This is a genomic window from uncultured Xanthomarina sp. (assembly GCF_963971605.1).
GTDB lineage: Bacteria > Bacteroidota > Bacteroidia > Flavobacteriales > Flavobacteriaceae > Xanthomarina > Xanthomarina gelatinilytica.
In genome coordinates this window covers 135628-159820 of record NZ_CAXATZ010000002.1, presented here as the reverse complement: position 1 = coordinate 159820, position 24193 = coordinate 135628, and the positions used below count along the sequence as shown (strand labels likewise).

At 34.0% G+C, this 24193-nt stretch carries 24 protein-coding genes; 9 read left to right on the top strand and 15 right to left on the bottom strand.

Features of this window, described 5'->3' with window-relative positions; all coding sequences use genetic code 11:
* The 3 genes from AACY93_RS01845 to AACY93_RS01835 form a co-directional block, all read right to left on the bottom strand.
* On the bottom strand, nucleotides 1-2912 hold a 2912-nt coding region (locus tag AACY93_RS01845), incomplete at its 3' end, for a hypothetical protein (RefSeq protein WP_339610935.1).
* 26 nt (nucleotides 2913-2938) lie between these two features.
* A complete protein-coding gene (locus AACY93_RS01840) occupies nucleotides 2939-3763 on the bottom strand; it encodes an ABC transporter permease subunit (protein ID WP_287006349.1) in 825 nt (274 codons plus the stop codon).
* A 46-nt stretch (nucleotides 3764-3809) separates the two neighbouring features.
* Nucleotides 3810-4706: an ATP-binding cassette domain-containing protein gene (locus tag AACY93_RS01835; protein WP_287006351.1), complete on the bottom strand. Its 897-nt coding sequence runs from the start codon at nucleotides 4704-4706 to the stop codon at nucleotides 3810-3812.
* A 123-nt stretch (nucleotides 4707-4829) separates the two neighbouring features.
* Between AACY93_RS01835 and AACY93_RS01830 the strand changes: the two genes are divergently transcribed.
* Nucleotides 4830-5891: a hypothetical protein gene (locus AACY93_RS01830; protein ID WP_040492088.1), complete on the top strand. Its 1062-nt coding sequence runs from the start codon at nucleotides 4830-4832 to the stop codon at nucleotides 5889-5891.
* 69 nt (nucleotides 5892-5960) lie between these two features.
* Here the strand turns inward: AACY93_RS01830 and AACY93_RS01825 are convergent, their stop codons facing one another.
* The 4 genes from AACY93_RS01825 to AACY93_RS01810 form a co-directional block, all read right to left on the bottom strand.
* The gene (locus AACY93_RS01825) at nucleotides 5961-6479 is read right to left on the bottom strand and encodes a hypothetical protein (RefSeq protein ID WP_007650171.1); all 519 of its coding nucleotides are present in this window, start codon (nucleotides 6477-6479) and stop codon (nucleotides 5961-5963) included.
* A gap of 144 nt (nucleotides 6480-6623) precedes the next feature.
* Nucleotides 6624-7643: a COX15/CtaA family protein gene (locus AACY93_RS01820; RefSeq protein ID WP_287006353.1), complete on the bottom strand. Its 1020-nt coding sequence runs from the start codon at nucleotides 7641-7643 to the stop codon at nucleotides 6624-6626.
* A gap of 35 nt (nucleotides 7644-7678) precedes the next feature.
* On the bottom strand, nucleotides 7679-9097 hold the full coding sequence (locus tag AACY93_RS01815; protein ID WP_286853370.1) for an HD domain-containing protein: 1419 nt from the start codon (nucleotides 9095-9097) through the stop codon (nucleotides 7679-7681).
* 78 nt (nucleotides 9098-9175) lie between these two features.
* Nucleotides 9176-9739: an L-threonylcarbamoyladenylate synthase gene (locus tag AACY93_RS01810; RefSeq protein ID WP_286853371.1), complete on the bottom strand. Its 564-nt coding sequence runs from the start codon at nucleotides 9737-9739 to the stop codon at nucleotides 9176-9178.
* Nucleotides 9740-9830: 91 nt separating this feature from the next.
* Between AACY93_RS01810 and AACY93_RS01805 the strand changes: the two genes are divergently transcribed.
* Genes AACY93_RS01805 through AACY93_RS01795 form a run of 3 tightly spaced genes read left to right on the top strand, consistent with a single transcriptional unit; the run spans nucleotide 9831 to nucleotide 12375 of the window.
* A complete protein-coding gene (locus AACY93_RS01805) occupies nucleotides 9831-10919 on the top strand; it encodes a DegT/DnrJ/EryC1/StrS family aminotransferase (protein ID WP_286853491.1) in 1089 nt (362 codons plus the stop codon).
* Nucleotide 10920: 1 nt separating this feature from the next.
* Nucleotides 10921-11559: a NeuD/PglB/VioB family sugar acetyltransferase gene (locus tag AACY93_RS01800; protein ID WP_007650177.1), complete on the top strand. Its 639-nt coding sequence runs from the start codon at nucleotides 10921-10923 to the stop codon at nucleotides 11557-11559.
* Nucleotides 11560-12375 carry a glycosyltransferase family A protein gene (locus tag AACY93_RS01795; RefSeq protein ID WP_286853372.1) on the top strand — a complete coding sequence of 272 codons (816 nt, stop codon included), beginning with the start codon at nucleotides 11560-11562 and terminating at the stop codon, nucleotides 12373-12375.
* Nucleotides 12376-12389: 14 nt separating this feature from the next.
* On the opposite strand, the gene AACY93_RS01790 is transcribed toward AACY93_RS01795, so the two are convergent.
* Nucleotides 12390-13487 carry a glycosyltransferase gene (locus tag AACY93_RS01790; protein ID WP_286853373.1) on the bottom strand — a complete coding sequence of 366 codons (1098 nt, stop codon included), beginning with the start codon at nucleotides 13485-13487 and terminating at the stop codon, nucleotides 12390-12392.
* A 131-nt stretch (nucleotides 13488-13618) separates the two neighbouring features.
* Here AACY93_RS01790 and AACY93_RS01785 point away from each other — a divergent pair, with 131 nt between their 5' ends.
* The gene (locus tag AACY93_RS01785; protein WP_286853374.1) at nucleotides 13619-14833 is read left to right on the top strand and encodes a glycosyltransferase; all 1215 of its coding nucleotides are present in this window, start codon (nucleotides 13619-13621) and stop codon (nucleotides 14831-14833) included.
* Nucleotides 14834-14853: 20 nt separating this feature from the next.
* A complete protein-coding gene (locus AACY93_RS01780) occupies nucleotides 14854-15810 on the top strand; it encodes a hypothetical protein (protein ID WP_286853375.1) in 957 nt (318 codons plus the stop codon).
* Here the strand turns inward: AACY93_RS01780 and AACY93_RS01775 are convergent.
* Nucleotides 15791-16897: a glycosyltransferase family 4 protein gene (locus AACY93_RS01775; RefSeq protein WP_286853376.1), complete on the bottom strand. Its 1107-nt coding sequence runs from the start codon at nucleotides 16895-16897 to the stop codon at nucleotides 15791-15793. The two genes, AACY93_RS01780 and AACY93_RS01775, sit on opposite strands and share 20 nt — an antisense overlap.
* Nucleotides 16898-16902: 5 nt before the next feature.
* Nucleotides 16903-17649, bottom strand: coding sequence for a glycosyltransferase family 2 protein (locus AACY93_RS01770; protein ID WP_286853377.1), 747 nt, complete (start codon nucleotides 17647-17649; stop codon nucleotides 16903-16905).
* 97 nt (nucleotides 17650-17746) lie between these two features.
* Here AACY93_RS01770 and AACY93_RS01765 point away from each other — a divergent pair, with 97 nt between their 5' ends.
* A complete protein-coding gene (locus AACY93_RS01765; RefSeq protein WP_286853378.1) occupies nucleotides 17747-18466 on the top strand; it encodes a polysaccharide deacetylase family protein in 720 nt (239 codons plus the stop codon).
* On the opposite strand, the gene AACY93_RS01760 is transcribed toward AACY93_RS01765, so the two are convergent.
* Both AACY93_RS01760 and AACY93_RS01755 read right to left on the bottom strand, forming a co-directional pair.
* Nucleotides 18467-19201, bottom strand: coding sequence for a glycosyltransferase family 2 protein (locus AACY93_RS01760; protein WP_007650196.1), 735 nt, complete (start codon nucleotides 19199-19201; stop codon nucleotides 18467-18469).
* Between the two features lie 172 nt (nucleotides 19202-19373).
* Nucleotides 19374-19781, bottom strand: a complete 408-nt coding sequence (locus AACY93_RS01755) for a hypothetical protein (RefSeq protein ID WP_286853379.1) — start codon at nucleotides 19779-19781, stop codon at nucleotides 19374-19376.
* 172 nt (nucleotides 19782-19953) lie between these two features.
* Between AACY93_RS01755 and AACY93_RS01750 the strand changes: the two genes are divergently transcribed.
* A complete protein-coding gene (locus tag AACY93_RS01750; RefSeq protein ID WP_286853380.1) occupies nucleotides 19954-20775 on the top strand; it encodes a glycosyltransferase family 2 protein in 822 nt (273 codons plus the stop codon).
* Here the strand turns inward: AACY93_RS01750 and AACY93_RS01745 are convergent.
* The gene (locus tag AACY93_RS01745) at nucleotides 20765-21343 is read right to left on the bottom strand and encodes a class I SAM-dependent methyltransferase (protein WP_286853381.1); all 579 of its coding nucleotides are present in this window, start codon (nucleotides 21341-21343) and stop codon (nucleotides 20765-20767) included. The genes AACY93_RS01750 and AACY93_RS01745 overlap by 11 nt on opposite strands.
* Nucleotides 21344-22420 (bottom strand): glycosyltransferase family 9 protein, encoded by a 1077-nt coding sequence (locus AACY93_RS01740; protein ID WP_286853383.1) that lies wholly within the window; start codon nucleotides 22418-22420, stop codon nucleotides 21344-21346. It lies immediately after the preceding gene.
* A 306-nt stretch (nucleotides 22421-22726) separates the two neighbouring features.
* Here AACY93_RS01740 and AACY93_RS01735 point away from each other — a divergent pair, with 306 nt between their 5' ends.
* Nucleotides 22727-23305, top strand: coding sequence for a lipopolysaccharide kinase InaA family protein (locus tag AACY93_RS01735; RefSeq protein WP_007650221.1), 579 nt, complete (start codon nucleotides 22727-22729; stop codon nucleotides 23303-23305).
* Between the two features lie 10 nt (nucleotides 23306-23315).
* Here the strand turns inward: AACY93_RS01735 and AACY93_RS01730 are convergent, their stop codons facing one another.
* Nucleotides 23316-24131, bottom strand: coding sequence for a 2,3,4,5-tetrahydropyridine-2,6-dicarboxylate N-succinyltransferase (locus AACY93_RS01730; protein ID WP_286853384.1), 816 nt, complete (start codon nucleotides 24129-24131; stop codon nucleotides 23316-23318).
* Nucleotides 24132-24193 lie beyond the last annotated feature (62 nt).

Here is a 24193-nt window from a genome sequence, read left to right as displayed (position 1 = left end):
TATTCATAGTCACCTTCTCCAGAAACAAGAACGGTTATGGTGTTGTTTTCGGTAGCATCCACTACCATGATATCGTTAAAAGTGGCTGTATTGGAAGGTTCCACAGTAATGCTCCTGGATTTAGAACAACCAAAGATGTTTGTAGCAGCAACTGTATATGTGCCAATCTCGTTGATTTGTATGTTGCTAGAGGTTTCTCCATTGGACCACAGATAAGTGTAGTTTCCAGGTATATCGTTTACAATGCCAGCATCTAAAGTAATGGTTTGTGGGAAGGTGTTCAAGCAATATAAAACCGTTTCATCATCTTCCAAAACGGGTAACCTCTTCACGGAAAGATACACTTCGCTAATACCATAACAAGCGTTGTTGTTTTCAGCTCTTGCAAAAAGGGTTTGATTGTAAGGTGTTGTATTATTATAAGGCGACACTAATTCGTTCTGTTCTAAAAGCGCATCTTGATAAGATTCATAAAAAGTAATTGGGAACACAATGCCATTTATGGTTTGCATGTCTGTAGCAATATCGTTTAGGTTGAAGGTGTTGATGCCATCTTGAGAATCCAGTTCATCGCAAGCATTAGGTACCTGATAATCCTGAAGTTGCGTGACGCTTACTTCCAACGAAAGTTGCGCTATGCTAAAACAACCGGTAGCATCATCAATAACCTGAGCGAAAATAATTTGTGGGTTTGAAATGTTTTGGTAGCTGGAAGCATTTAAAGGGTTATTGCTGTTTTCAGCATCCAAAAGGTTCAAATAAAAACCTGTAGAAACATTTGCTGCGCCACCCGTTAATTCGTTATGGGCTTCATTCAAATTAAAGAAGGTTCTGCCATCGTTTAAGCCATCCTCGTCACATTGTAAAAGTGAGGCATTAAAAGAACTTGGGACAGAATTTACAATGATATCAAAAGAAGTGGTTGCAAAGCAGTCGGTGTTTAAATTATTTTCTATCCTAACAAAAATGCTTTCGTTAAATGGGTTGGAATTATAATAAGGTTCAGGCAGTTCAGCTGTGTTGTTTTCAGCATCTATTTGTGATGGATGATAGGTTACAGTGTAGGCACTGGCATCTTGATTGCCTAAAACTAAAGCATCAAAATCATGCAAGAAGGTATCCATTTGTCCATTTGTGTCATCACCATCGTCCATATTGTCACATATTTCTTGGGTGTTTAGGCTATTTGCAATTGGAGTATTAAACACTTCAATAAAAAACGAAGTGGTATCATAACAACCAGGACTTCCTGTTAAATCAACTCTCGCAATTATTTCTTGAGGATTGTATGTATTGGTATATAAGCCAATGATTTCATTTTGATTGGCATCTGCATCTGCTTGTGTTTCAAAATAATGCACACTGTAATGATTTGGGTTTTGGGCACTTAAAATTTCAGCATCTTTGGTTGAAAAATCAAATGACCACAAACCGTCATTGTTATCGTCACAAATATCCATATTGGAAACTGAATTTGCCACAGGTAGAGGGAAATATTCCACAATGGCTTCTCCTTCCAAGAAATCACAACCTCCATTATTTAAATCTATAAGTACTTCATATAATCCATTCTGATTAATATCTAAAAAGTACTGTGAATTTGGTAATGGGTTTCCGTTAAAGCTCCAGGAATAAATGGCTCCAGGAATATCTTCAGCCATTAAGGTGTAGGTGTCACCCAAACATAAAGGCAGATAATTGGTGGCAATGGGAGTGACAGTGTTGTTAATGATATCGATTTTTTCAACAAAGAAAGACGAGATAAAAGGAGGTAAGCCTTGTGTGGCATTATGGATGCCTAAATTAATGGCATTGTTTTGATAGTTGCAGGCTTGACCCAGTTCATTGGGATTGTTTATTACACTTAAAAATGGAGTGCCTTGTGTATAAGTGGCAGCCATAGTTCGATATATTTTTCCGTTTGGTCCTAATTGTAAGGCGCTCCTATATAAATTTTGTTGATCTATTAATTGTTGTGAGCCAACAATATCAGGGTTTGTTAAATCAAATTGGGTTAAGGCAGAAAAGTGTTTAGAAGGAAGATGATCATCGGCAGAATTAAAATAATCATTAGATGATGAGACATATAACATCTCACTATTGGGTGAAAATTCTATGCCATAAGGTTCATCGTAAGGACTACTTATATTTAGCCTTTGGTTATTACTAACAATTCCAGTTTGTTTATCGAAATCGAACAAAAACAAACCATCTCTTTGTACATTGGCACAAGCTAGTTTTTCGCCACTGGGTGAAAATTTTAAGTAGCCTCTTAAATCTGAAATGCCCATACCATCTATAGTTGAAACCACAGCAGTTGTATTTACTCCAGTGGTTGTTACCTCAAAAGCATGAAAGGTATTTAATGGCGAAGTGGCATTACCTCCAGGGTTTGAAAGTGCAATGACCCAAATGGTTTGAGACGCACAATCTTTTAAAACAGCTGAAACTTTTTCAGAACACTGAGTTAACAAATTAATGTTTTTTTGAACCACTTGCCCCAAACCTCCATCTCTAGTCATGTCCACAACAGAATATTTCAAACCAGTTTGAGATTGGTTAGAACCAACCGTAAAAATGTAATAGATATCAGGATCATTTGGTTTTGGGACCACAATGGCAGATTGTGAGCTTGAAGGATCTCCCAATAACCCAAAACCGTTGTTTAAAATAGTGTGTTGCCTGTTGTAAACTGTTATGCCGTCTGTATAAAATAAAAGATTACCATTGCTATCTGAAATGGAAGAACAACCTTCTATGGTGTTTAATTGGCCATCGTTTAAAACGGTTATGGAACCATCGTTTGCAAATTGGATGCCTGCATTTTCACCAAAATACCAATTGGAGGCTTCTTCTTGAGAAAAGACACAGAAATTTATGGATAATAAAAAGTAAAAAAGTAGTTTATTCATTTAACGAGCAATAGAAACCAAAGGTATCATAAATCTCGCTTTTTTAATAATCTATAAGATAAAAAGATAAAAATGGCAGTCCAACCCAACACAATGAAAATCTCGTACCAATGCACAGCATAATCGTACATTAAATCGCCTTTTTCAGGAAATTTGGTCATCATAACCCTTTGAAAAGGCTGGTCTATAAGATTGTACATGGATTTTAAAGGAAAGAAATTTTGAATTTTTCCAGCAAGATCCATATTTGCCTGCCATGAAATGATGCCAAAAACGATCCATTCCAAAATATATAAAATGAATAAAAAAGCTAAAGCAAAAGCTGAACGTTTTACCAACATACCGAAAAATAAACACAAGCTAAAAAAACCAATAAGTTTTACAAAGTAAGCCAATAAAAAACTTGTTTCCCTAACAATAATGGCAGCTTCGGTGTAACTGGAATAATATAAACCTATAAAAAAAGATGCTAAGGCAATCAATAATGTGGCTATTAAAGAAAAGAACACAATGGTGTAAAATTTGGAAAGAATAAACTCCTTTTTGCTTAAACCATCAATCAAGTTTTGTTTTAGGGTTTTGTTGCTGTATTCGTTCCCTATCATGCTAACCACCACAATAGCAAAGAAAAATTTAAATTGCGACGCAAAAAAGGTGGTTATGTGCCAGATTATAGGAAAATTGAAAATGCCCAATTCGCCTAATTCCAAAGTAAAAAAGCCAAAGAAATCAATTTTTATGGAAGAAAGGATCAAAACTGTAAAAGGCAATACAAACGATATAAATATCAATACTTTACTGGTTCTGTTTAATAACAGTTTTTGTAATTCTAGATTTAAGAGTCTTAACATGGAATTGGTTTTGATACTGAAACAGGTTCAGTGGGAATGGGTTAGTTTAAAGTTTGTCTGTTAGTTGTAAAAATTGCTCTTCCAAGCTTTCCTTGCGTTTTACCAAATGCGATAAAACCATGCCTTTTTCAAACATAAGTTTATTGAATGTTACTGCATCCATGGGTTCGTTTAGAAAAGCTGTAATCAGGTCGTTTTCCACTTTAATGGTTCCAAAATCCGGATTCGATTTTAGATATTCCAGAAGGTGTTCTTGCTTGTCGCATTTCAATTCAAAAAAACCATGGCTGGAAATCATTTCATCCACACGTCCAGAATAAAGCTTTACGCCTTTTCTTAAAACCACCACATGAGAGCACACTTTTTCAACTTCATCCAGTAAATGCGATGCTAAAAGTATGGTCGTGCCTTGGTTGGCAATCTCCTTGATTATTTGTCTAATTTGATGGATGCCTTGAGGGTCCAGCCCATTTGTGGGTTCATCTAAAATCAGGATTTCAGGATCGTTCAACAGGGCAGAAGCAATGGCCAAACGCTGTTTCATACCTAAAGAATAGGTACTAAACTTATGGTCTTTTCTGTCCAATAAATTTACAACCTCCAGTTTTTCGTCAATCTTGGCATAGTCCACACCTTTAATTTTGCATACCAACTTTAAATTTTGTGCTGCAGTCATGTACGGATAAAAATTTGGACGTTCTATAATGGCTCCAACTTTTTTTAAGGCATCATGCGTATCCACAGTTCCGTTAAACCATTTAAAGTTTCCGGAAGTTTTGTTTACCGCATTTAAAACTATGCCTAATGTGGTGGATTTCCCACTGCCATTTGGACCTAAAATGCCATACACGTTTCCTTTGTTTATGGTAAACGATAAGTCGTTGACAGCTGTTAAGAAACCAAATTTTTTGGTGAGGTTGTTAATTGTAAGAATGGGTTCCAAATTGATAGTTTTTTTTGATTGAGACCGAAAAATTCGGTTTTAGTTAGTATGTATATGACGAGTGTTCCTTAAAAATGTTACATCCATAAAAATAAAAGCTTAAATTTGAACAATTCGTTTTCTATGGAAGATTTAAAGATATCAAAAAAAAAACCATCTTATCCAGTTAGTAAAAAATTGCACCAATATCTCACTGAATACAACAGGAATATTAGGTTGCCCATTTTTTACGACGATTTGTTGCGTTTTCAAGGTTCCATTGTGGTTTACGATAAAAATGATGAAGATACACTATGGATACGTGTATATTACAACGAATTTGAACGTGAAGAAATAGATTTAAGCCTAAAACGTGTTTACACCATTTTACATAGTGATGGTAACGAAAAAACCATTCCATTTCTTACCATAGATGCTGTGGATTACTGTACGTTTGGGAACTCCAAGCCCTTTCGGGTAAAGGTTAGGAACATATTAAACGACAATTACACCTATTTTTACGTAAAAAAAGCAGATGCTTCCAGGATTTATGGTCTGGAACTGGAACACATGCTGTCTCCTTACAATTTAAATTTCCTGGTACACAAGGACACTTTAATTGAAGAACATATTGCTGGAATTCCTGGAGATGAATTTATAAAAAATATGTTGCCCAATTGCAACCCTTTGGAAAAATCGCAAATAGCCAAGGAGTTTGTAAAATTCAATGAACGTTGTACCATCAGGCTTTTGGGCGATATGAGGTCTTACAATTACGTGATCGTGCCAACCCACGATTTTGACCATGTGGTTTATAAAATTCGAGCCATAGATTTTGATCAGCAGTGTTACGAAGGGAAATTCAATATTTACAAACCTCAGTTTTTTAAGGAAAACTATAAAATGGTTGCGTTGGTAACCGAAAAATTTCAAGCCGAATCCATAGACCAATATAAACTGGAGGAACGTTCCATTATGGCCAAACGTTTAATAAGCTATCACGATAGGATTGCCCATTTGCTAAACTGTATGATTAATGATACACTTTCAAAACCAGAATATGTAAAACAGTTAAGGAATGAAATTTATGAATTTACCTCTGATGTTAATTTCAAAAAAAGCAAAACCATGGGAGATATTTTAAAACATGCCTTGGATTTTGTAAAACGAAATTATGAAGATGTCAATATGAAAAATTTCTACTAAATGGGTTTAGTGTTGCGTTGGCTGTTGTTTGGTTGTGCTAATCTTGATATTAAGAACTTAAAACTAAGTTTAATTCCAATTTTCATCAAAATTTAGATTGTCGTAATCGTCCAGATCCAGATCGTCATCAAACTCGTCGTTGTAATCATCAAAATTTTCAGCTTCAAAAGATTTTTCGGGAGCTTCATCAGGAATCTGTCCATGAACAAACATCAGGTTTGGATAATCTGTACCTTCAGCTTCTTCAACAATTTCGGCAAGTTCCACTAAAAAAGTCCACATGCTCAAAAAGTCGTATATGTACAACAGTCTGGTGCTTTTTTCATGTGTGACTTCATTGATTGGAGTATCTCTCATTAAACGCACTTCATTGGCAGCTTCGCTCATATCAAACAATGAGATTTCCTCACCTTGGTTCCATTCGTCATCACTTAAATAAAAGGAAGCCATTTCACTGCCTTCAAAACCAAACGCTTGTGTAATGCTGTTGTGCAAATCTTCTAGAGTATCTGTTTCACGAATTTCAATGTCCCTAAAGATATCTCCTTCAGAGTCGTGGTCAAGTATAATTCTAAATCTGTAAATCATAATGAAAAATTAGGGTACAAAGATAAGGTTTTGGTTATTTATTCATATTATAAAATTCCAAAAACAAAATGTCCATTTTAACGGTTGGGCAGGCCAAACCAAACTTTAAATATTTCAGACATTTAAAACTTGAAACACTTTGATTTATTTGCAAAAGCGATGTAAGGTAAAGGTCATTGCCGAAAGCAAGAAAAATGCACCAACCTGATGTGCAACACCCAACCACAATGGCACTTGATAGATGATGGTTAAAACACCCAATAGGAACTGAACAAAAACAAGAATAAACAAGGCATCTAAAGCTTTGTTTTGTAGCTTTGTTAAGCTCATTTTTTTGCCTTGATACCAAATAATTAAAATAAAAACCACCACAACATAGGCAAAGGTTCTATGTATAAACTGAATGCCACTTGGGTTTTCTATAAGGTTTTTATAAAAAGGTTCCAAAATATAAACGGTCTCATGCATAAATTTTCCTTCGTTCATAAAAGGCCAATGGTTATGCAACAATCCAGCTTTAAGTCCTGCAACAAAAGCGCCATACACTATTTGGAAAATAAGTGCTAAATAACTGACTATAATTAGATTCCTGAATTTTTTGTCAATAATTTTTTTATTAGGATACATTAAATCCAAAGCAACCCATAAGGTTGCAGCAAAGGTTAAAAAGGCCGTTGTTAAATGTGCAGCCAGTCTAAAATGGCTTACGTCTGGCATGTCAACCAATCCGCTCTTTACCATATACCAACCCAAAAACCCTTGAAAACCTCCAAGTACCAATAAAACAAGGCATTTTTTGATGGTTTTTTTGGTGAGTTGTTTGGTAATTAAAAAATAGATAAATGGAAAAATAAAGACCAATCCTATTAATCTACCAATAACTCTGTGCAACCATTCCCAAAAATAGATTCCTTTAAAATCTTCTAGGGTAAAATGTGAATGGAGTTTTTGGTATTCTGGATATTGTTGGTACAGCTCAAAAGCTTCCTGCCATTCTGCTTCTCCAATGGGAGGAATGGTTCCCGTTATCAATTTATAATTCGAAATGGATAAACCAGAGTCTGTTAACCTGGTAATGCCTCCAACCACTACCATGATAAAGATTAAAATACAGCCTGTTAAAAGCCAGTAGATTACGTTTTTGTTGTCTTTTTGTTTTGCCACGAATACACGAATTTTTAATTTTTATTTACTGACCACTATTTACTTTTTTCCAACCCCAAACGTTTCCCTTCTTTCAACATCAATTGGTAAGCAGCATCATAATCGTTTGGAATAACACCTTCCAAAATAGCTTCTTTAATGGTCTCTTTAATTATGCCTATTTCCCTACAAGGCTTTAAGTTAAAAGTTTCCATAATGATTTCTCCAGAAACAGGAGGTTGAAAATTTCTAATATGGTCACGTTCTTCTACTTCAACTATTTTTTTTCTAACGTTTTTAAAATTGTTATGATATTTTTTAAATCTAACCGGATTTTTTGTGGTGATATCAGCTTCGCAAAGTGTCATTAAATCTTCAATATGGTCACCTGCATCAAAAACCAATCGTCTCACAGCCGAATCTGTAGCTATGTCATCTGCAATGGCAATAGGACGAGAGCTCATTAGAACCAATTTTTGAACAAATTTCATTTTGTCATTCAAAGGCATTTTTAGGCGTTTAAATAATTGATACACCATTTTAGAGCCTTTAAACTCATGGCCATGAAAGGTCCAGCCAATTTTTTTATGAAATTTTTTGGTTGGAGCCTTGCCTATGTCGTGTAATAACGCAGCCCAACGCAACCAGAGGTTATCTGTTTTTTTGCTAATATTATCAACAACCTCCAATGTATGATAAAAATTGTCCTTATGTCTTTGACCTTCTACTTCGTCAATACCTTTTAAGGCTGTTAATTCCGGTAAAATATAATCCAATAAACCTGTTTTTTCAAGCAATAAAAAACCAATGGATGGTTTGTTGCTTTCCAAAATTTTGTTTAGTTCCACAACAATGCGTTCCTTGGTTATAATCTCGATACGATGTTTGTTTTTTGAAATGGCCTTTAAGCTGGCTTCTTCAATTTCAAAATGTAACTGAGTGGCAAACCTTATGGCTCGCATCATACGTAAAGGGTCGTCACTATAGGTAATATCTGGGTTAAGAGGAGTTCTAACAATGGCATTTTTTAAATCTTGGATGCCATTGAAAGGGTCTAAAAGATCTCCAAATTTTTCTTCAGATAAATCCAAGGCTAAAGCATTTATGGTAAAGTCACGACGGTTTTGGTCGTCTTCCAGTGTGCCATTTTCCACAATGGGATTTCTACTGTCTTTGTGATAACTTTCTTTCCTGGCACCTACAAATTCAATTTCAATATCTTCAAAACGCAACATGGCAGTACCATAGGTTTTAAAAACTTGAACTTTAGGGTTGTTTGGTAAATTTTTAGCCACTTGTTTAGCCAATTCAATTCCAGAACCAATAGCTACAATATCTATATCTTTTGCAGAACCACGTTGTAAGATAAAATCGCGTACAAAACCACCAATAACATAAGCATCTAGTTGAAGTTCTTTTGCAGATTGCGAAATAATCTTAAATATTGAATGGGTTAAAGCTTGTTTGTAATTCATATGTGTTTCAAATTCCAAAATATACAAGAACAAAACTTCAAAAAGGGTTTTTGGCTTTTGGTACTTGAAATTGGGAATTTATTTTCTTATAACCTGCACTTTTCCATCATTGCTCAATTTAATAATAGACGATGGTTTAGCACCTATTTTTTCATCTGGCAAATTTACAACATAGTCCACACCTTTTAAAATGTCTTCATGTATTTCTTTAAAGGATTTTGGCGTAGCTTGTCCACTAATATTTGCTGAGGTAGAAACAATAGCACCATTAAATTTCCGAAGCAGCTGGAAACAAAAGTCATTATCTGGAATTCTTATAGCAATGGTATTGTCTTCTGCAATTAAATTTTTAGCTAAATTTAGTGGCTCGTCGTAGATAATGGTAATAGGGTTGTCTTCAATATCCATAATGTCAAATGCTGCATCAGGAATTTTTTTTACATATTTTTTTAGCATTCTATCGTCTGCCACCAAACAAATAAGTGCTTTGCTGTCATGACGTTGTTTAAGCTTGAACACTTTCTCCACTGCAGCTTCGTTTGTAGCATCGCAGCCTATTCCCCAAACGGTATCTGTAGGGTAAAGAATAACGCCACCTTGTTTTAATACTTTAAAACTTTCTTGAACTTCTTTTTGAAACATAAGAATCAATAAATTGTAGGTGTAAAAATAATATATATAAAACTTAAATGCAGAAATTAGTTTAATTTTGCAAGATAAACCCAACCTATTGATGATAGAACCGGAACAGATTAACGTAACCAAGGTGTTTTTGCCAAAGCAAAAGGAGTATCAAGAGATTTTAAAAAGAGCTTGGGATAACAGTTGGATGACCAACAGAGGAGAATTGGTTAAGGAACTGGAACATAAAATCACTTCCACCTATCAAACGGTTCCAGTTATAGCTACCACTAATGGTACCTTGCCATTGCAAATTGCCATAAAAGCCCTGGATTTAACAGGTGAAATTATTACCACGCCTTTTAGCTATGTTGCAACAACATCTAGTATTGTTTGGGAAGGGTTGACACCAGTTTTTGTTGATATAGATGTTGACACTTTTACTATTGACCCTAAAAAAATTGAGGAAAAAATTTCAGACAAAACCTCTGCCATCCTAGCCACTCATGTGTTTGGAAATCCATGTCATGTTGAAGCTATTGAAAAGATAGCAAAAAAACACGATTTAAAGGTTATTTACGATGCAGCTCATAGTTTTGGAGTAAGATACAAAGGAACATCCATGTTTAATTATGGAGATGTGAGTACTTGTAGTTTTCATGCTACTAAAATTTTCCATACAGCTGAAGGAGGAGCTGTTTTTACCAACGATAAAAGACTATTTAATAAGTTATTTTATCATCATAATTTTGGTCATGATGGTCCAGAACAGTTTCAAGGTATTGGTATTAATGCTAAAATGAGTGAAATACAAGCAGCTATGGGATTGGCTGTTTGGCCATATTTGGAAGCCATTTTTAACAGAAGAAAATTATTGTTTGAATTGTATCAAGAGCTTTTGGATTCGCGTTTGAGGTTTCAAAGTATCAGAGAGCATACAACCTATAATTACAGTTATATTCCTGTGGTTTTTGAAAATGAAGCACAACTTTTAAACATACAGAAAGTTTTAAATGCACATAAGGTTTACCCAAGACGGTATTTTTATCCCTCGTTAAATAAACTGCCTTATCTTGATAACCAACCCATGCCTGTTTCCGAAGGTATATCCAAATGTATTTTATGTTTGCCCTTATATTATGAATTGAAAGAAAATCAAGTGGAAACAATCTCTTGTTTAATCAATAAAAACCTAAATTAAAGTGAAAAAAGATATTTATTTAATTGGAGTTGGAAACTATACAGAAGTGATCATAGAATTAGCTCAGGATTGTGGTTTTAATATTAAGGGTTTGTACCATTACAATCACGAGCGTTTGGGTGAAAAAGTGTTAGGTTATCCTATAATAGGTTGTACAGAAGATTTGTACCAAAAAGATATAACAGGGAAAAACTTTGCTGTAACTATGGGAAACAACAAAATGCGACATGAAATTGCCAGTAAATTGCGCAACCTTGGAGCACATACACCAAATTTAATTCACCCTAGAGCGTTTATAAGCCCTTCGGCAACTTTAGGTCAAGGTTGTTTTATTCATTTAAATGCTAAAATTAGCACCAATTGTACCTTGGGCAACGATTGTGTTATTGACTTTAATAGTTTGGTGGCACACCATGCTACTTTAGCAGACGCTTGCTATATGTCTTCTTTGGCTATGGTAGGTTCTTATTGTAACATAGGTGAACGTGTGTTGTTAGGAATGAATTCCTTGATTATTCCATTAAACCTTAGTATTGGTAACGATTGTATTGTAGGAGCTAAATCTAACGTTACAAAATCTTTTCCGGAAAAATGCGTTCTAGTTGGAAATCCGGCCAGAAAAATAAAAGAAACTGAATAAATGAACCCTTTGTTAAGTATTTGCTGCACCACGTTTAATCATGAAAAGTACATTAAACAGACCTTGGATGGGTTTTTGTTGCAACAAACAAGTTTTCCTATAGAAATTATTGTTCACGATGATGCCTCAACCGATAATACGGCTGAAATTATTAGGGAATATGCAGAAAAAGATAGCAGGATAGTTCCTATTCTTCAAACAGAAAATCAATTTTCAAAATTTAAAAAGCCATGGGCTAATTATGTGTTTCCTAGGGCTCAAGGTAAATATATTGCTTTGTGTGAGGGAGACGATTATTGGATTGACCCTTTTAAACTTCAAAAACAAGTGGATTTTTTAGAGGCACATCCAGATTATGGCTCTTGTTTCCATAATTCCAAAATATTTTATCAAGATACACAACAATTGGAACATGATATTCTTAATAAAGATGAACCTGAAACAAGTACCATAGTAGACCTGGCAAGAACCAACTATATCAGGACCAATACCATAGTTTTAAGAAATAACTTTAAATTGCAAGACTGGTTTAATTATTTACCAGTAGGCGATTGGCCATTGTTTTTAATTCAGATCAAGGACTTGAAAATTAAAAGATTTGAAGAAGAAATGGGTGTTTACAGGGTTCATAGCCAAGGTGCATGGTCTGGTGCTGATGAGATTCAAACCATAAAAATGACACTGAATACCATTAAACCTTTGCTCAAACATAATGTGTTAAGCAAACCTGCAAATAAGGTATTAAGAAAACGCTATAGAAAATACAAAAAGAAACAATTTAAATATTATTGGAAAAAGTGGCTTAAAAGAAAATAAAGTGTGGAATGAAGCTACCTTACATCTACTATTGTCCTGTTTTTAGAGTTGTTTGTCTTTGTGGCCTTCTTTAAAATCCATTTTGCTTTTATTTGTCTCATGGTACGTGAAGATTTATAGTAGCGTAGATATCTTAATATAAGGTTAGGCGATAATAATTTTACCAATTTAAAATGGTAATGTAATGTTTCAAAAGAGTCTGCAAGTATTTTTTTTGTTCTAACAGGTGTTACACGTGCAAAACAAGCTTCAATAATTGGTTTTGCTTCAAGCCTGTCTTTTTTGTTAAGCTGTTTGTAACAATGCAGAATGGCTTTTATTTTTAAATGTGTAATATAAATTGAAATAAGTTCTTTATTGGTCTTTTTGGTTTCGGTTTTATAATACTGCTCATATATGTATTCAATTATTTCCAAATAAGATTTTAGGTTTTTCAACCCCATATTATTAATTACAGAGTTTAAATTGGTAACATTATAGAAGTAAGTGGGTTCATTGTTAAATATAACGGCATTTGCTTTAAATAGCGTTTCAAAAAACCATAATTCGTCTTCGTGTAAAACCCCTTTTTTAAATTTCAAATTATGGGTTTTTAAAAAATCCCTTCTGTAAAGTTTGTTCCAGGCAACACAGATAATGGGTTCTTCAACAACGATTTTAATCAAATTTTTATCTTGGTTCGATACTTTTTGTAAGGGTTTGGAATAATGAACCAAGTACTCTACAATATCATAATTTTGTCCATTGGTAATGGCGTTTTTACCAATAATGATATCGATATCATCTTTGGCAAGTGAAATTAAATTTTCTAATGCATTGGTCGAAAAAAGATCGTCCGGATCAAAAAAAAGGATATAATCGCCTGTGGCATGATCAAGACCTTTGTTTCTAGCGCTGGAGACTCCTTCGTTGTCTTGATAGATGTATTTAAAGCGTGAATCTTTTTTTACCCAAATATCGATTTCGCCACTAACATTATCTTTACTGCCATCGTCAACCAAAATGCATTCCCAATTCGTATATGTTTGTAGATAGATACTTTGTAGGCCTTTTTTTATAAAGGCTTCTACATTATAACAAGGAACAATAATGGATATTAGTGGTTGAGACATGTTTCAAATTATTTTAATGGAAATCCAAAAATAATTTATTCTCATGAAACAAAATAAGAAACACCAAATAGTTTCAAGTAAATACCTACTTTTGTTTTGTAAATTAATTCCTTGAAGAAATATTTACACCTATGTCAATTTATAAAGACCTCAGATTAAAATATAAAAACCATCAACTTAAAGTTGCCTTAACCAAAGCAAAAAAGGTATTGGATTTTTCTAAAATCCCTTATGCCAACAAAAATGTTTTGATAATAGATTCCATTATTCCAGAATTTGATAAAGATTCTGGTTCCAGGCGTTTGTTTAAGATTATAAATATTTTATTGAGCCATGGTTTTGGGGTTTTTTTAATAGCCGATAAAAAAGAATATAAATACAATACCGATTATGTGGCGCATTACAGGAAATTGGGGGTTGTGGTTTATGAGCCTTCTATTGACCAAACAGGAGCCTTTGTTACAAAAGAGACTTTTATAGAAGCCATTTTGCCTAAAATTGATTTTGCCTGGTTGCATCGAGCAGATGTGTTTAAAACTTACTCACAGTTGGTCTCTTCCAACAAATCCATTAAATTGTTTTATGACATGGTTGATTTTCACTATTTGAGATTTATTAGGGAATGGGAAAACACCAAGGATTCCAAAACTAAAATGGAAGCTGAAAAATATCTTGACATTGAGGTTGAAAATTGTAGGTTGGCCGATAAAATCATAACCATTTCGGAACAGGATAAAAACGCCTTAAAGGAATTTTATTCAGAAGAAAACAAAATGGTGACCATTGGGAATGTCCATCAATTTCTGGATGTTAAAAAAACACCATTCAAGCATAGGGATGGCTTGTTTTTTGTAGGAGGGTTTTCCCATAAACCCAACCAGGATGCTGTGCTTTTTTTGTATCACGACATCATGCCATTGGTCTGGAAAAAAAATAAACATATTAAAGTAACCATTGTTGGAAGTTACCCAACCAAAGACATGCTGGACCTCAATTCAGATCGTTTTAAAGTATTGGGTTATGTAGAAGATATTTCAGAGTATTTCAATACATCCAGAGTGTTTGTGGCTCCATTGCGTTATGGTGCAGGAGTAAAAGGTAAAATAGGACAAAGTTTGGAGTATGGTTTGCCATTGGTTACCACACCAATAGGTGCTGAAGGTTTTGATTTTAAAGCACAAGCAGACCATGTTATTGATACTACAGCTCAAGGTTTGGCTAATAAAATTCTTAAATTGTACCAAGATGAAACTGTGTGGGAAGAAGTAAGCGAAGCATCAAAAGAAGTTTTGGAGCCTTTTTCAATTAGCCATATAGAAGAACAGGTCCTTAAAGTTTTAAAATAAGACATATATAAAAACAACCTATGAGGAAAATTACCATAATCGCTCCAGAATCTTTTGGCTATTTAGATTTTCTTTTAAAAGAATTACAATCCCTTCCAGAAACACAGGCTGTTTTTATTAACTATTCCAATATTAAATACACTTACTCATCTGTATTTGATAAACTTCTTAATCTTTTTAGAAAACTGGTCTTAAAAAAAAACATCAAAGACCTTTATAAATCAAAAGTAGTTTTAAACACAGTAAAATCTAATGGAGTACAAGATTTTATTATAGTTGTTAGGCCAGATAAATTAGAACTGGAAACCGTTATAGCCTTAAAGGCTTATGCTAAAAAATACTATTCCTTTTTTTTTGATGCCATCTCCAATTTTCCTGAAAAAAGTAGTTTAATTCCTTATTTCGATACTGTTTTTAGTTATGAAAAAGAAGATGTTGAAAAATACAACCTTACATTTATAACAAACTTTATTTACGATTTTAATAGTGCGAAGTTTAAAAGCTCTACATGTAAAATATTTAATATTTCATCTTACGACGAGCGTTTTGAAAGCTTGGAAAAAATGGCGTCTTATTTTAAAAGCAAAGAGTTGGACTACACAATCCTAGTTAGAAAAGAAAAGGCTGAAACATCTTCTTTGGTAACCTTTATTCAAGAATATATTCCTTTAACTAAAGTAAAAGAGTATTTACTGGAAGCAGATGTGTTGTTGGATATACAAAAAGAAAACCAATATGGTCTTAGCTTTAGGGTTTTTGAATCTTTGGGTTATAAGAAAAAATTAATTACAACCAATGCGGATATTGTTAACTACGATTTTTATAATCCTAACAACATAGCAGTTGTAGATGTCCATAACATTCAAATTCCAGATGCTTTCTTTAAAACGCCCTATGAGGAAATACCCAAAGATGTTTTGTATAAATACACCTTGGCAGGTTGGATAGAAAATGTTTTTAACTTGAAGTCTGTTTAAGAACTTCCTGTAGTTCTTTCAGCATTTTTCCTGCTATGATTTCTTTTGTAAAGTGAGCCAATAAATGCTTTTCGCCTTGAAGCACAAGTTGATCTCTTAAGTTTTTGTCTTCCAATATTTTAAGGGTTGCTTCGGCAAAGGCATTGGCATTTTCTTTTTCGCATAAAATTCCTGTTTTCCCATCTGCAACTACTTCAGGAATCCCTCCGTAATTTGTTGCTACAACAGGCACATGGCAATTGTAGGCTTCCAACAAAACACCTCCTGTTGGTTCCAATTTGGAAGTGAACATAAAAACATCAAATTCTGGGAAAATTTCGGGAATGTCTTTCCTGAAACCAGTAAAAATAAAGTCGTTTTCAAGACCTAATTCCTTTACATAGGCTTTAATCTCGTTTTCCAATTCGCCTTTACCTACAAGAACAAATTTAACATTTGGTTTCTTGGATTTTATAATTTTTGCTGCATTCACAAAGGTGTAATGGTCCTTAAAAGGTACAAAAGCTGATATATTTCCTATTAAAACGGTATCCTCAGGTAATTGAAATTCACGATGTAGTAAGCCTGTGGCTTCTTTTTTAGGAAATTCACTGATGTCTGTGGCGCTTCCAACAATACTCAATCTGGAATGATCTTTTATGGCTGGTTTTAAAACATCAATCACTGCTTGAGAGACACAAACCAATTTTTTAAGGTGTTTGTAATTGTATTTCCATTTTCTAAGTGGGTTGGTGTCTACTTTTTTAATTAAAGTCCTAAAAAATACCATGGGAATTTTAGATCGATACAGCAACGAATGCATGATGCAAAGGGTGTGCGCTTTGCTGTTATGTATCAAAATAATATCTATTTCATGCTCTTTTACAATCTTGTTTATGGTACTAACCCAAAGCTTTTTGGCTTTAGAATGGTAAGGCAAACTGTAAAAATTGTAATTTTTTTCTTCAGCAATTTCTGCCAGACGTGTATTGGTGGGACAAAGCAAAACCTGATGTTCAATTTTTGGTTTGAATTCATCATAATAATACACTATTTGCTGTTCGTGTCCTCTCCAGACATTTGATGCTGTAATTTGTAAGAGTCTCATAAAAATCAATCTATTTTTCTATACATCAACCAAAGCTGAATATAACGTTTAAACACCGAAAAGGCATTGATGTATGCTAATATAAAACCTTCTTTGCCATCTAAAATTCCTAATCTTAAAAAATATTGGTGCATAAACCTGTACCAAGGCCTAAACAGGAAATGGTACAAGTTAGGGCGTAGGTTTTTTTGAAACAATTGCTGGGCTTGCAATTTGCTATATTGACTTAATTTCTGATTGTAAGCATCAAACCCTTTGTAGGTGTTATGATCTGAGGTGTTTTTTAAAAGCCCTACTTTTTCTGAAGTTACAATGGTTTCGTGAACAGCGTTTCCATTGTATTTACAATAATCTTTATGAAACAACCTAATTACTTCATCTGTTTGAAACCCACTATACTTTAAGCGTTTACCCATAAAAATAAAATTGCGCTTTACTTTATAGGCTTTTAAGGGGTTTTTGGAATTTACCTTGGAAACTATCTCATTGGCAAGAACATCGGAGATTTTTTCGTCTAAATCAAAGAACACAATCCAATCGTTTTTGGCAAGTGAAATGGCATGGTTTTTTTGATTGGAAAAATTATCAAATGGCCTTTGTACCACTGTGACATTGTGTTTTTTGGCTAAAGCTACTGTATTGTCAGTACTAAAAGAGTCCACTATAACAATTTCATCAGCAAAAGACAAGCTTTCAATGTAACTTTCAATGTTAGATTCTTCGTTGTAGGTTATAGCTAAAGCGCTTATCATTTATAAAATTTCAGATTTATCAAATATATTGCTCATGGCTTTATATATTTGTGTCAAAAGTAATCAAAATATAAAGATTTTCCATTTTAAATAAGCCATGCCAAAACTTCCCGTATTAATGTATCATAGCGTGAGCAGGAATCTTCAAGAAAGTCATGGCTTAACTATTGCAATTTCAAAACTGGAGGAGCAATTTGCTTACTTAAAAGAAAACGGTTACCAGTCGCTTCATTTTAAAGAACTTCAAAATATAAAAGGCCCTAAACAGTTTCCTGAAAAACCCATCATTATCACATTTGACGATGTTTATGAGAACCAGTTGGAATTGGCTTATCCTTTGCTTAAAAAGTATAGTTTGAAAGCTTGTTTTTATGTGCCTTTAAAATATGTAAACAAAACAGATATATGGAACACAAACAAAGAACCTATTATGTCTGTTTCGCAATTACAATCTTTAGATTCTGATGTTGTTGAGCTAGGGCTGCACAGTTTTGCCCATAACAATTACAGCCAAATGACTGATGATGAGATTCAAGCAGATTTTGATTTGAGCAAAGACTTTATACTTAAAAACAACTTGGAAATACACAATACCTTGGCTTATCCTTATGGAAAGTATCCAAGGAAAGGGGAAGCCAAAACACGGTTTTTTAATTTATTGCACCAAAATAAGATAGCCTATGGTTTACGGATAGGGAATAGGGTAAATGCTTTTCCTTTTAAAAACAATTACGAAATTCAGCGATTGGATATTAAAGGAGAGGATAGTTTGACCACTTTTAAACGGAAAATAAAATATGGTAAGCTATGGTTTTGATTATTTCATGCCTTTTTGGAGAAGAATGAGTTTCACATAACGTGAAAATACACCATACGCATTAATGCTGGCAACTGCCAAACCAGGAATGCCATCCCTAAAACCACCACGTAAAATATAACTGCTAAAAAAACGGTAAAAAGGCTTAAAGGCTAAGTGAAAATATGTGGCTTTTTTGCCTTTGTTTAAAAGTTGTTTTGCTTGAAACCATGCATAACTGTCTTTTTTGCTAATATAATGCATCAAGCCTTTGTAGGTAAAATGTAAAACAGGGTTTTTAAGCTTGCCAATGCTTCCGTCTACAATCAGTTTTTCGTGAACGGAACCTTCAAATCGGCATTTTTCCCTAAGGACCAAACGGGTCACATTATCACTATGATGGTACAAAAACCTATTCATGTAAAAATGTGGAAAATTAAGCTTGTAGCCAGCATGCTTTCCAGTTTCCATGGCTTGAAGGATTTCTTGTTTTAACTTGTAGGTAATGCGTTCGTCACCATCAATAAATAAAACCCAATTTCCTGTTGCGTATTGCAGCGCATGATTTTTCTGATTGGAAAAATTATCGAATTTTCTGTGTAACACCTTACAACCAAAAGTTTCAGCTATTTCCACTGTCTTGTCTGTGCTTAAGGAGTCTATCACAATAATTTCATCTGCAAAAGAAACCGAACGAAGCGCATTTTTTAAATAGGCTTCCTCGTTGAAGGTAGGAATGATGACAGATAGTTTCATCTATTTTTGATTTATCAGGAACCTTTTAATTAGATATTCAATTGTTTGGTTAGGTATTGAACCTTGTTAGTCTAATACCCATTATGGGTTTTCATGGCAAACAATGCCTCAAAATTACAATTTTAAATTGAAGTTTAATAGTTGTTTTTATTGCTAATGGTTAAGATGCAATTTATTTAATAGCTAACTTTCCTCCAATCCAAGCCATGGGAATGTATGCAACAACAATGTCTAAGATGGAAAACCAAGTAGGAGAAGGCAACATTATGACACTAGTTATACCACCAATTAAGAAAAAGACACCAATAACCATTGCAAAAGTCATTTTTCGGGTGGTTGCAATTTTTGAAGCAATAAAGGCTCCAACCAGAGTTCCTAAAGCATGTGCCAGAAATGGAAATATAAAATGTTTGGGTTGGAACAAGTGCATGGATTCTTTTAATCCTTCCATGGTGGTGTTATCAACTCCTTCTGGAGGAGGAATTATAGAACCGCTTATGGTAATGAGTCCCATATTGACAATGCTACCAATAACCAATCCTGCAACGACTGCTAAAATGTTTTTTGCTGTTGAGTTCATAGCCATAAATTTAAGCTTTTATAATTCTTGGGAGTTAAAGACGCTAGTATATTATTTTAATTAAGGAAACTCTGTCAAACTTAATAAATTTAAGACAAAATCAATCCTTTTTAAACTCATAAAACAAATACCTGAAATATGTTTATCTTTGCGCTGCATAAACAACAAATTAATGAGCGAGATTGCTATTTCTGTAATAATTAGTACCTATAATTCCCCAGAGTGGTTGGCAAAAGTGTTGCATGGATATAACAATCAAACGTATCAAAACTTCGAGGTTGTTATTGCAGATGACGGTTCTAAACAAGAAACCATAGACCTTATTGAAGCCTTTAAAAAAGAAGTGTTTTACCCCATAACCCATGTTTGGCATGAAGACAATGGGTTTCAAAAATCACAAATTTTAAATAAGGCCATTGTAAATTGTCAGGCTGCGTATATTTTAATGTCTGATGGCGATTGTATTCCAAGGGAAGATTTTGTGGAGGTGCATTTTAGGGAGAGGGAAATAGGTTATTTTTTATCTGGTGGTTATTTTATGCTGCCTATGGACATTTCTAAAGCCATTACTAAAGAATCTATTATGAATGGAGATTGTTTTAATGTAACATGGTTGAAATCCCATGGTTTAAAGCCATCTTTTAAAAACAACAAATTAACAGCAAAAGGGTTTAAGTCTTGGTTTTTAAACGCCATAACACCAACAAACGCGAGTTGGAATGGTCATAATGCCTCAGGATGGAAAAAAGATATTGTGACCATAAATGGTTTAGATGAGCGCATGCAATATGGTGGACAAGACAGGGAATTGGGTGAGCGTTTAATGAATTTGGGCATCAAGGGAAAACAAATTCGCTATAGTGCTGTTTGTATTCATTTAGATCATCCACGTGGTTACAAAAACCAGGAATCCATCAATAAAAATTTGGCCATTAGGAAGACTACAAAGACTGAAAAGCGAGTGTGGACCAATTTCGGGATTGTTAAGAAGTAATGGTTTTATAAGCACCAATTTTCCAATAGGTCTTTTCCTCTTTAGTTGTTACAACTTTAAAATCGATACATTGTAAGTTTTTAAAATACTCCCAGCAACTTGTTCCTTCCCTGTAAATGGAAACTATAAGAATACCATTTTCTTCTAACTGATTTAACATGCGTTGTAGGACATGTTCTTTTTGTGAATTATGGATATAATAAAAGGCTTCGTTGAAAATAATGATATCAAATTTTCTGCTAGGTTTATAACTATGAATGTCGGCCGACATAAACTCTGAATGAGGAAACTGCTTGATTTTGGCTTTTTCTATAGAAACTTTGGAAAAATCCACTCCTAAAAAATACTGGTAAGAATTCGCTGCCAGATATTCGTTTAAAACCCCTTCACCAGAACCCAAGTCCAAAATACTTGGTTGCTTTTTGCCATAAGTATCTATAAACTCTTTAATGGTATGATATCGCGTTGCTTCAATGGGTTTTTTTAAACTATCCCAACGTCCTTGTTTGTATTGTCTGTTCCAACGTAGTTTCCTTCGCCAATTATTAAATTTATCTAGAATAGTCATTCATGTTTGGTTTTTTAAATTTATTGATAAAAACTGTTCTAGTTTGGGTATAATAAGTTCAGGTGTTAATTGTTTGTACATAAAGCTTGGGTCTGCTTCAATTTTCCGTCTGTTTTCAACGCTGTTTTCATTATATAATTCTGGTTTTTCTTCCATTAAGTGAATGGATGCGTGTTTTTTGCCATCTTCAAAACTGGCCCAATGATCTTTCATCACATAAGGAGAGAAAATGGTGAACGTAGGCTTGTTTAAGGCTTTTGCTATATGTACTATGCCACCTTCGTTTCCAACCAGCAACTCACATGTATTCATGAGTTTAATAAAACCACGAATGCTGTCTTCATAAATATCTATAATGATGTTGTCTTTGTTTTTACAGGATTCATAAATACTAAGCGCATCTTCTTTTTGGTTAGGAGCATAGTTAAAAAGCACATTCACCTGATACTTTTCAGTAATAAAATCTACCAGTTGTACGATGTATTCATAAGGCATGGATTTTTGAGGTGTGCTCCCTAAAACCCCTAGCATAATTGCAGGTTTGTTGTAGGTATCCAGTTTGTTGTATTGTTTTTCTTCTTCGGTTAAAACAATTTTTGGCTCAAAATCTATTTGCTGTTCTGATAGATTGAAAACAGAAGTCACCATATTGACCCTGTCTTCTATGGCTTTGCCACATATGTTTGATTTTTCTTCCAATAACGGCACATGGTGTGTGTAAAATTTAAGTATGGGATTTTTGCCTCTTTTTTGAAAACCAATCCTTATTGGCGCTTTGGAAAAAAAACAAATAAGTCGGCTTTGTAGTTTGGAATAAGGATCGAAAATAATATCGTACTTTCTGTTTTTTACGGTTTGGATGAGCTGTTTTAAATTGCCAAGTTTTTTTAATTCTTTGTCGTTTACTTCAATAATGTGGTCTATGGCAGGATTGTTTTCAATTACACCTACTGTATAATCGTATACCAAAAAATCTATAACACTATCTGGATAGATTTTTTTCATGTTTTGTGCAATTACAGACGCTATTAAAACATCTCCTATACGTTTGTTTTGTATGACAAGTATTTTTTTCATGGCGCTTCCCCAGCAAAGAGGGAATTTATAATTAAAACTTAATTACCTGCAAAGTATTATATTTTCTACTTTTATTAAAATATCAATTAACATATCTTTGAGAAAATTCTTAATACGGATATAATTATACACATTCACCCAAAATACCAACATTTAAGTAAAGCTTTACAAGCTGTTGTTACAGATTTTGAAACCTCCGGAAAAGAGATAACCGTAGGTCAAAGAAACGTTATCAAACAGTTTGAAGCAGGTGGAGAGTCCATTAATGTCAAGTCGTTTAAAATACCAAATGGGTTTAATGGTTTTGTGTACAAATACCTTAGGAAATCGAAAGCCAAGCGCTCTTTTGAATATGCCAATAAGCTGATGGCTTGCAATATTTTAACACCTTTTCCCATTGCTTATGTAGAAAACACCAATGTGTTTGGTCTTAAAACCAGTTATTATATAAGCAAGCAGGTTGATTACGATTTTGATTTTAGGGAATTAATTCACAAGCCTTTATTTCCCAACAGAAAAAGGATTCTGCAACAGTTTACGGAATTCACCTTTCAGTTACACGAAAACAACATCAATTTTTTAGACCATTCTCCTGGGAACACTTTAATTGTTGAAAAACCTGATAATCGTTACGATTTTTATTTAATCGATTTAAACAGGATGCGTTTTGAAACCATGGATTTTAATAAGCGCATGCATAATTTCAGACGTTTATGGTTGTCCAAAACCATGATAAAAATTATGTCTGAAACCTATTCAAAGTTATACCATAAAACAAGTGAGGAAACCTATGCTTTGATGTTAAAACACAGTCGGGCTTTTCAAAAGAAAATAAATTCCAAAAAACTACGTCGTTCAGGAAGAAAGATGAGGTTTAAATCATAAAAAAGTGAGCTTACACAGCTACACCATACTCACGTAAGGCATCGTTTAAAGAGGTCTTTTTGTTGGTACTTTCTTTACGTTTTCCAATAATCAAGGCGCAAGGCACTTGAAACTCTCCTGCCTTGAACTTTTTAGTGTAGCTTCCGGGAATTACTACAGATCTTGCTGGAATAACACCTTTGGTTTCCACTGGTTCATCTCCAGTAACATCTATAATTTTTGTACTCATGGTTAAAACCACATTGGCGCCTAAAACGGCCTCTTCTTCCACTTTTACACCTTCAACCACAATACAGCGCGACCCTATAAATGCACCATCTTCAATAATTACAGGAGCCGCTTGCAAAGGCTCCAAAACACCACCAATACCAACACCACCAGAAAGATGGACGTTTTTGCCAATTTGTGCACAACTTCCAACAGTTGCCCAAGTGTCTACCATGGTACCTTCATCTACATAAGCACCAATATTTACATAACTTGGCATCATGATCACACCTTTTGAAATGTAAGCACCATGTCTGGCTAAAGCATGAGGTACCACACGAATGCCTTTGTCTGCATAACCGGTTTTTAAAGGGATTTTATCATGATACTCAAAAATACCCACTTCAAAAGTTTCCATTTTTTGTATTGGAAAATACAATACCACAGCTTTTTTTACCCATTCGTTTACTTGCCAACCTTTACTTGTAGGTTCGGCAACCCTTAGAGTGCCTTCATCCAAAAGGTCTATAACACTTCTTATGCTGTCTATGGTTATTTTATCGGTTAACAAGCTTCGGTCATTCCAAGCATTTTCTATTATTTGCTGTAGTTGTTTCATAATTGTTTTAATAGTGTTTTCGCAAAGATAATCCTATAATTGAAATCTCTAAAGTTATTCAA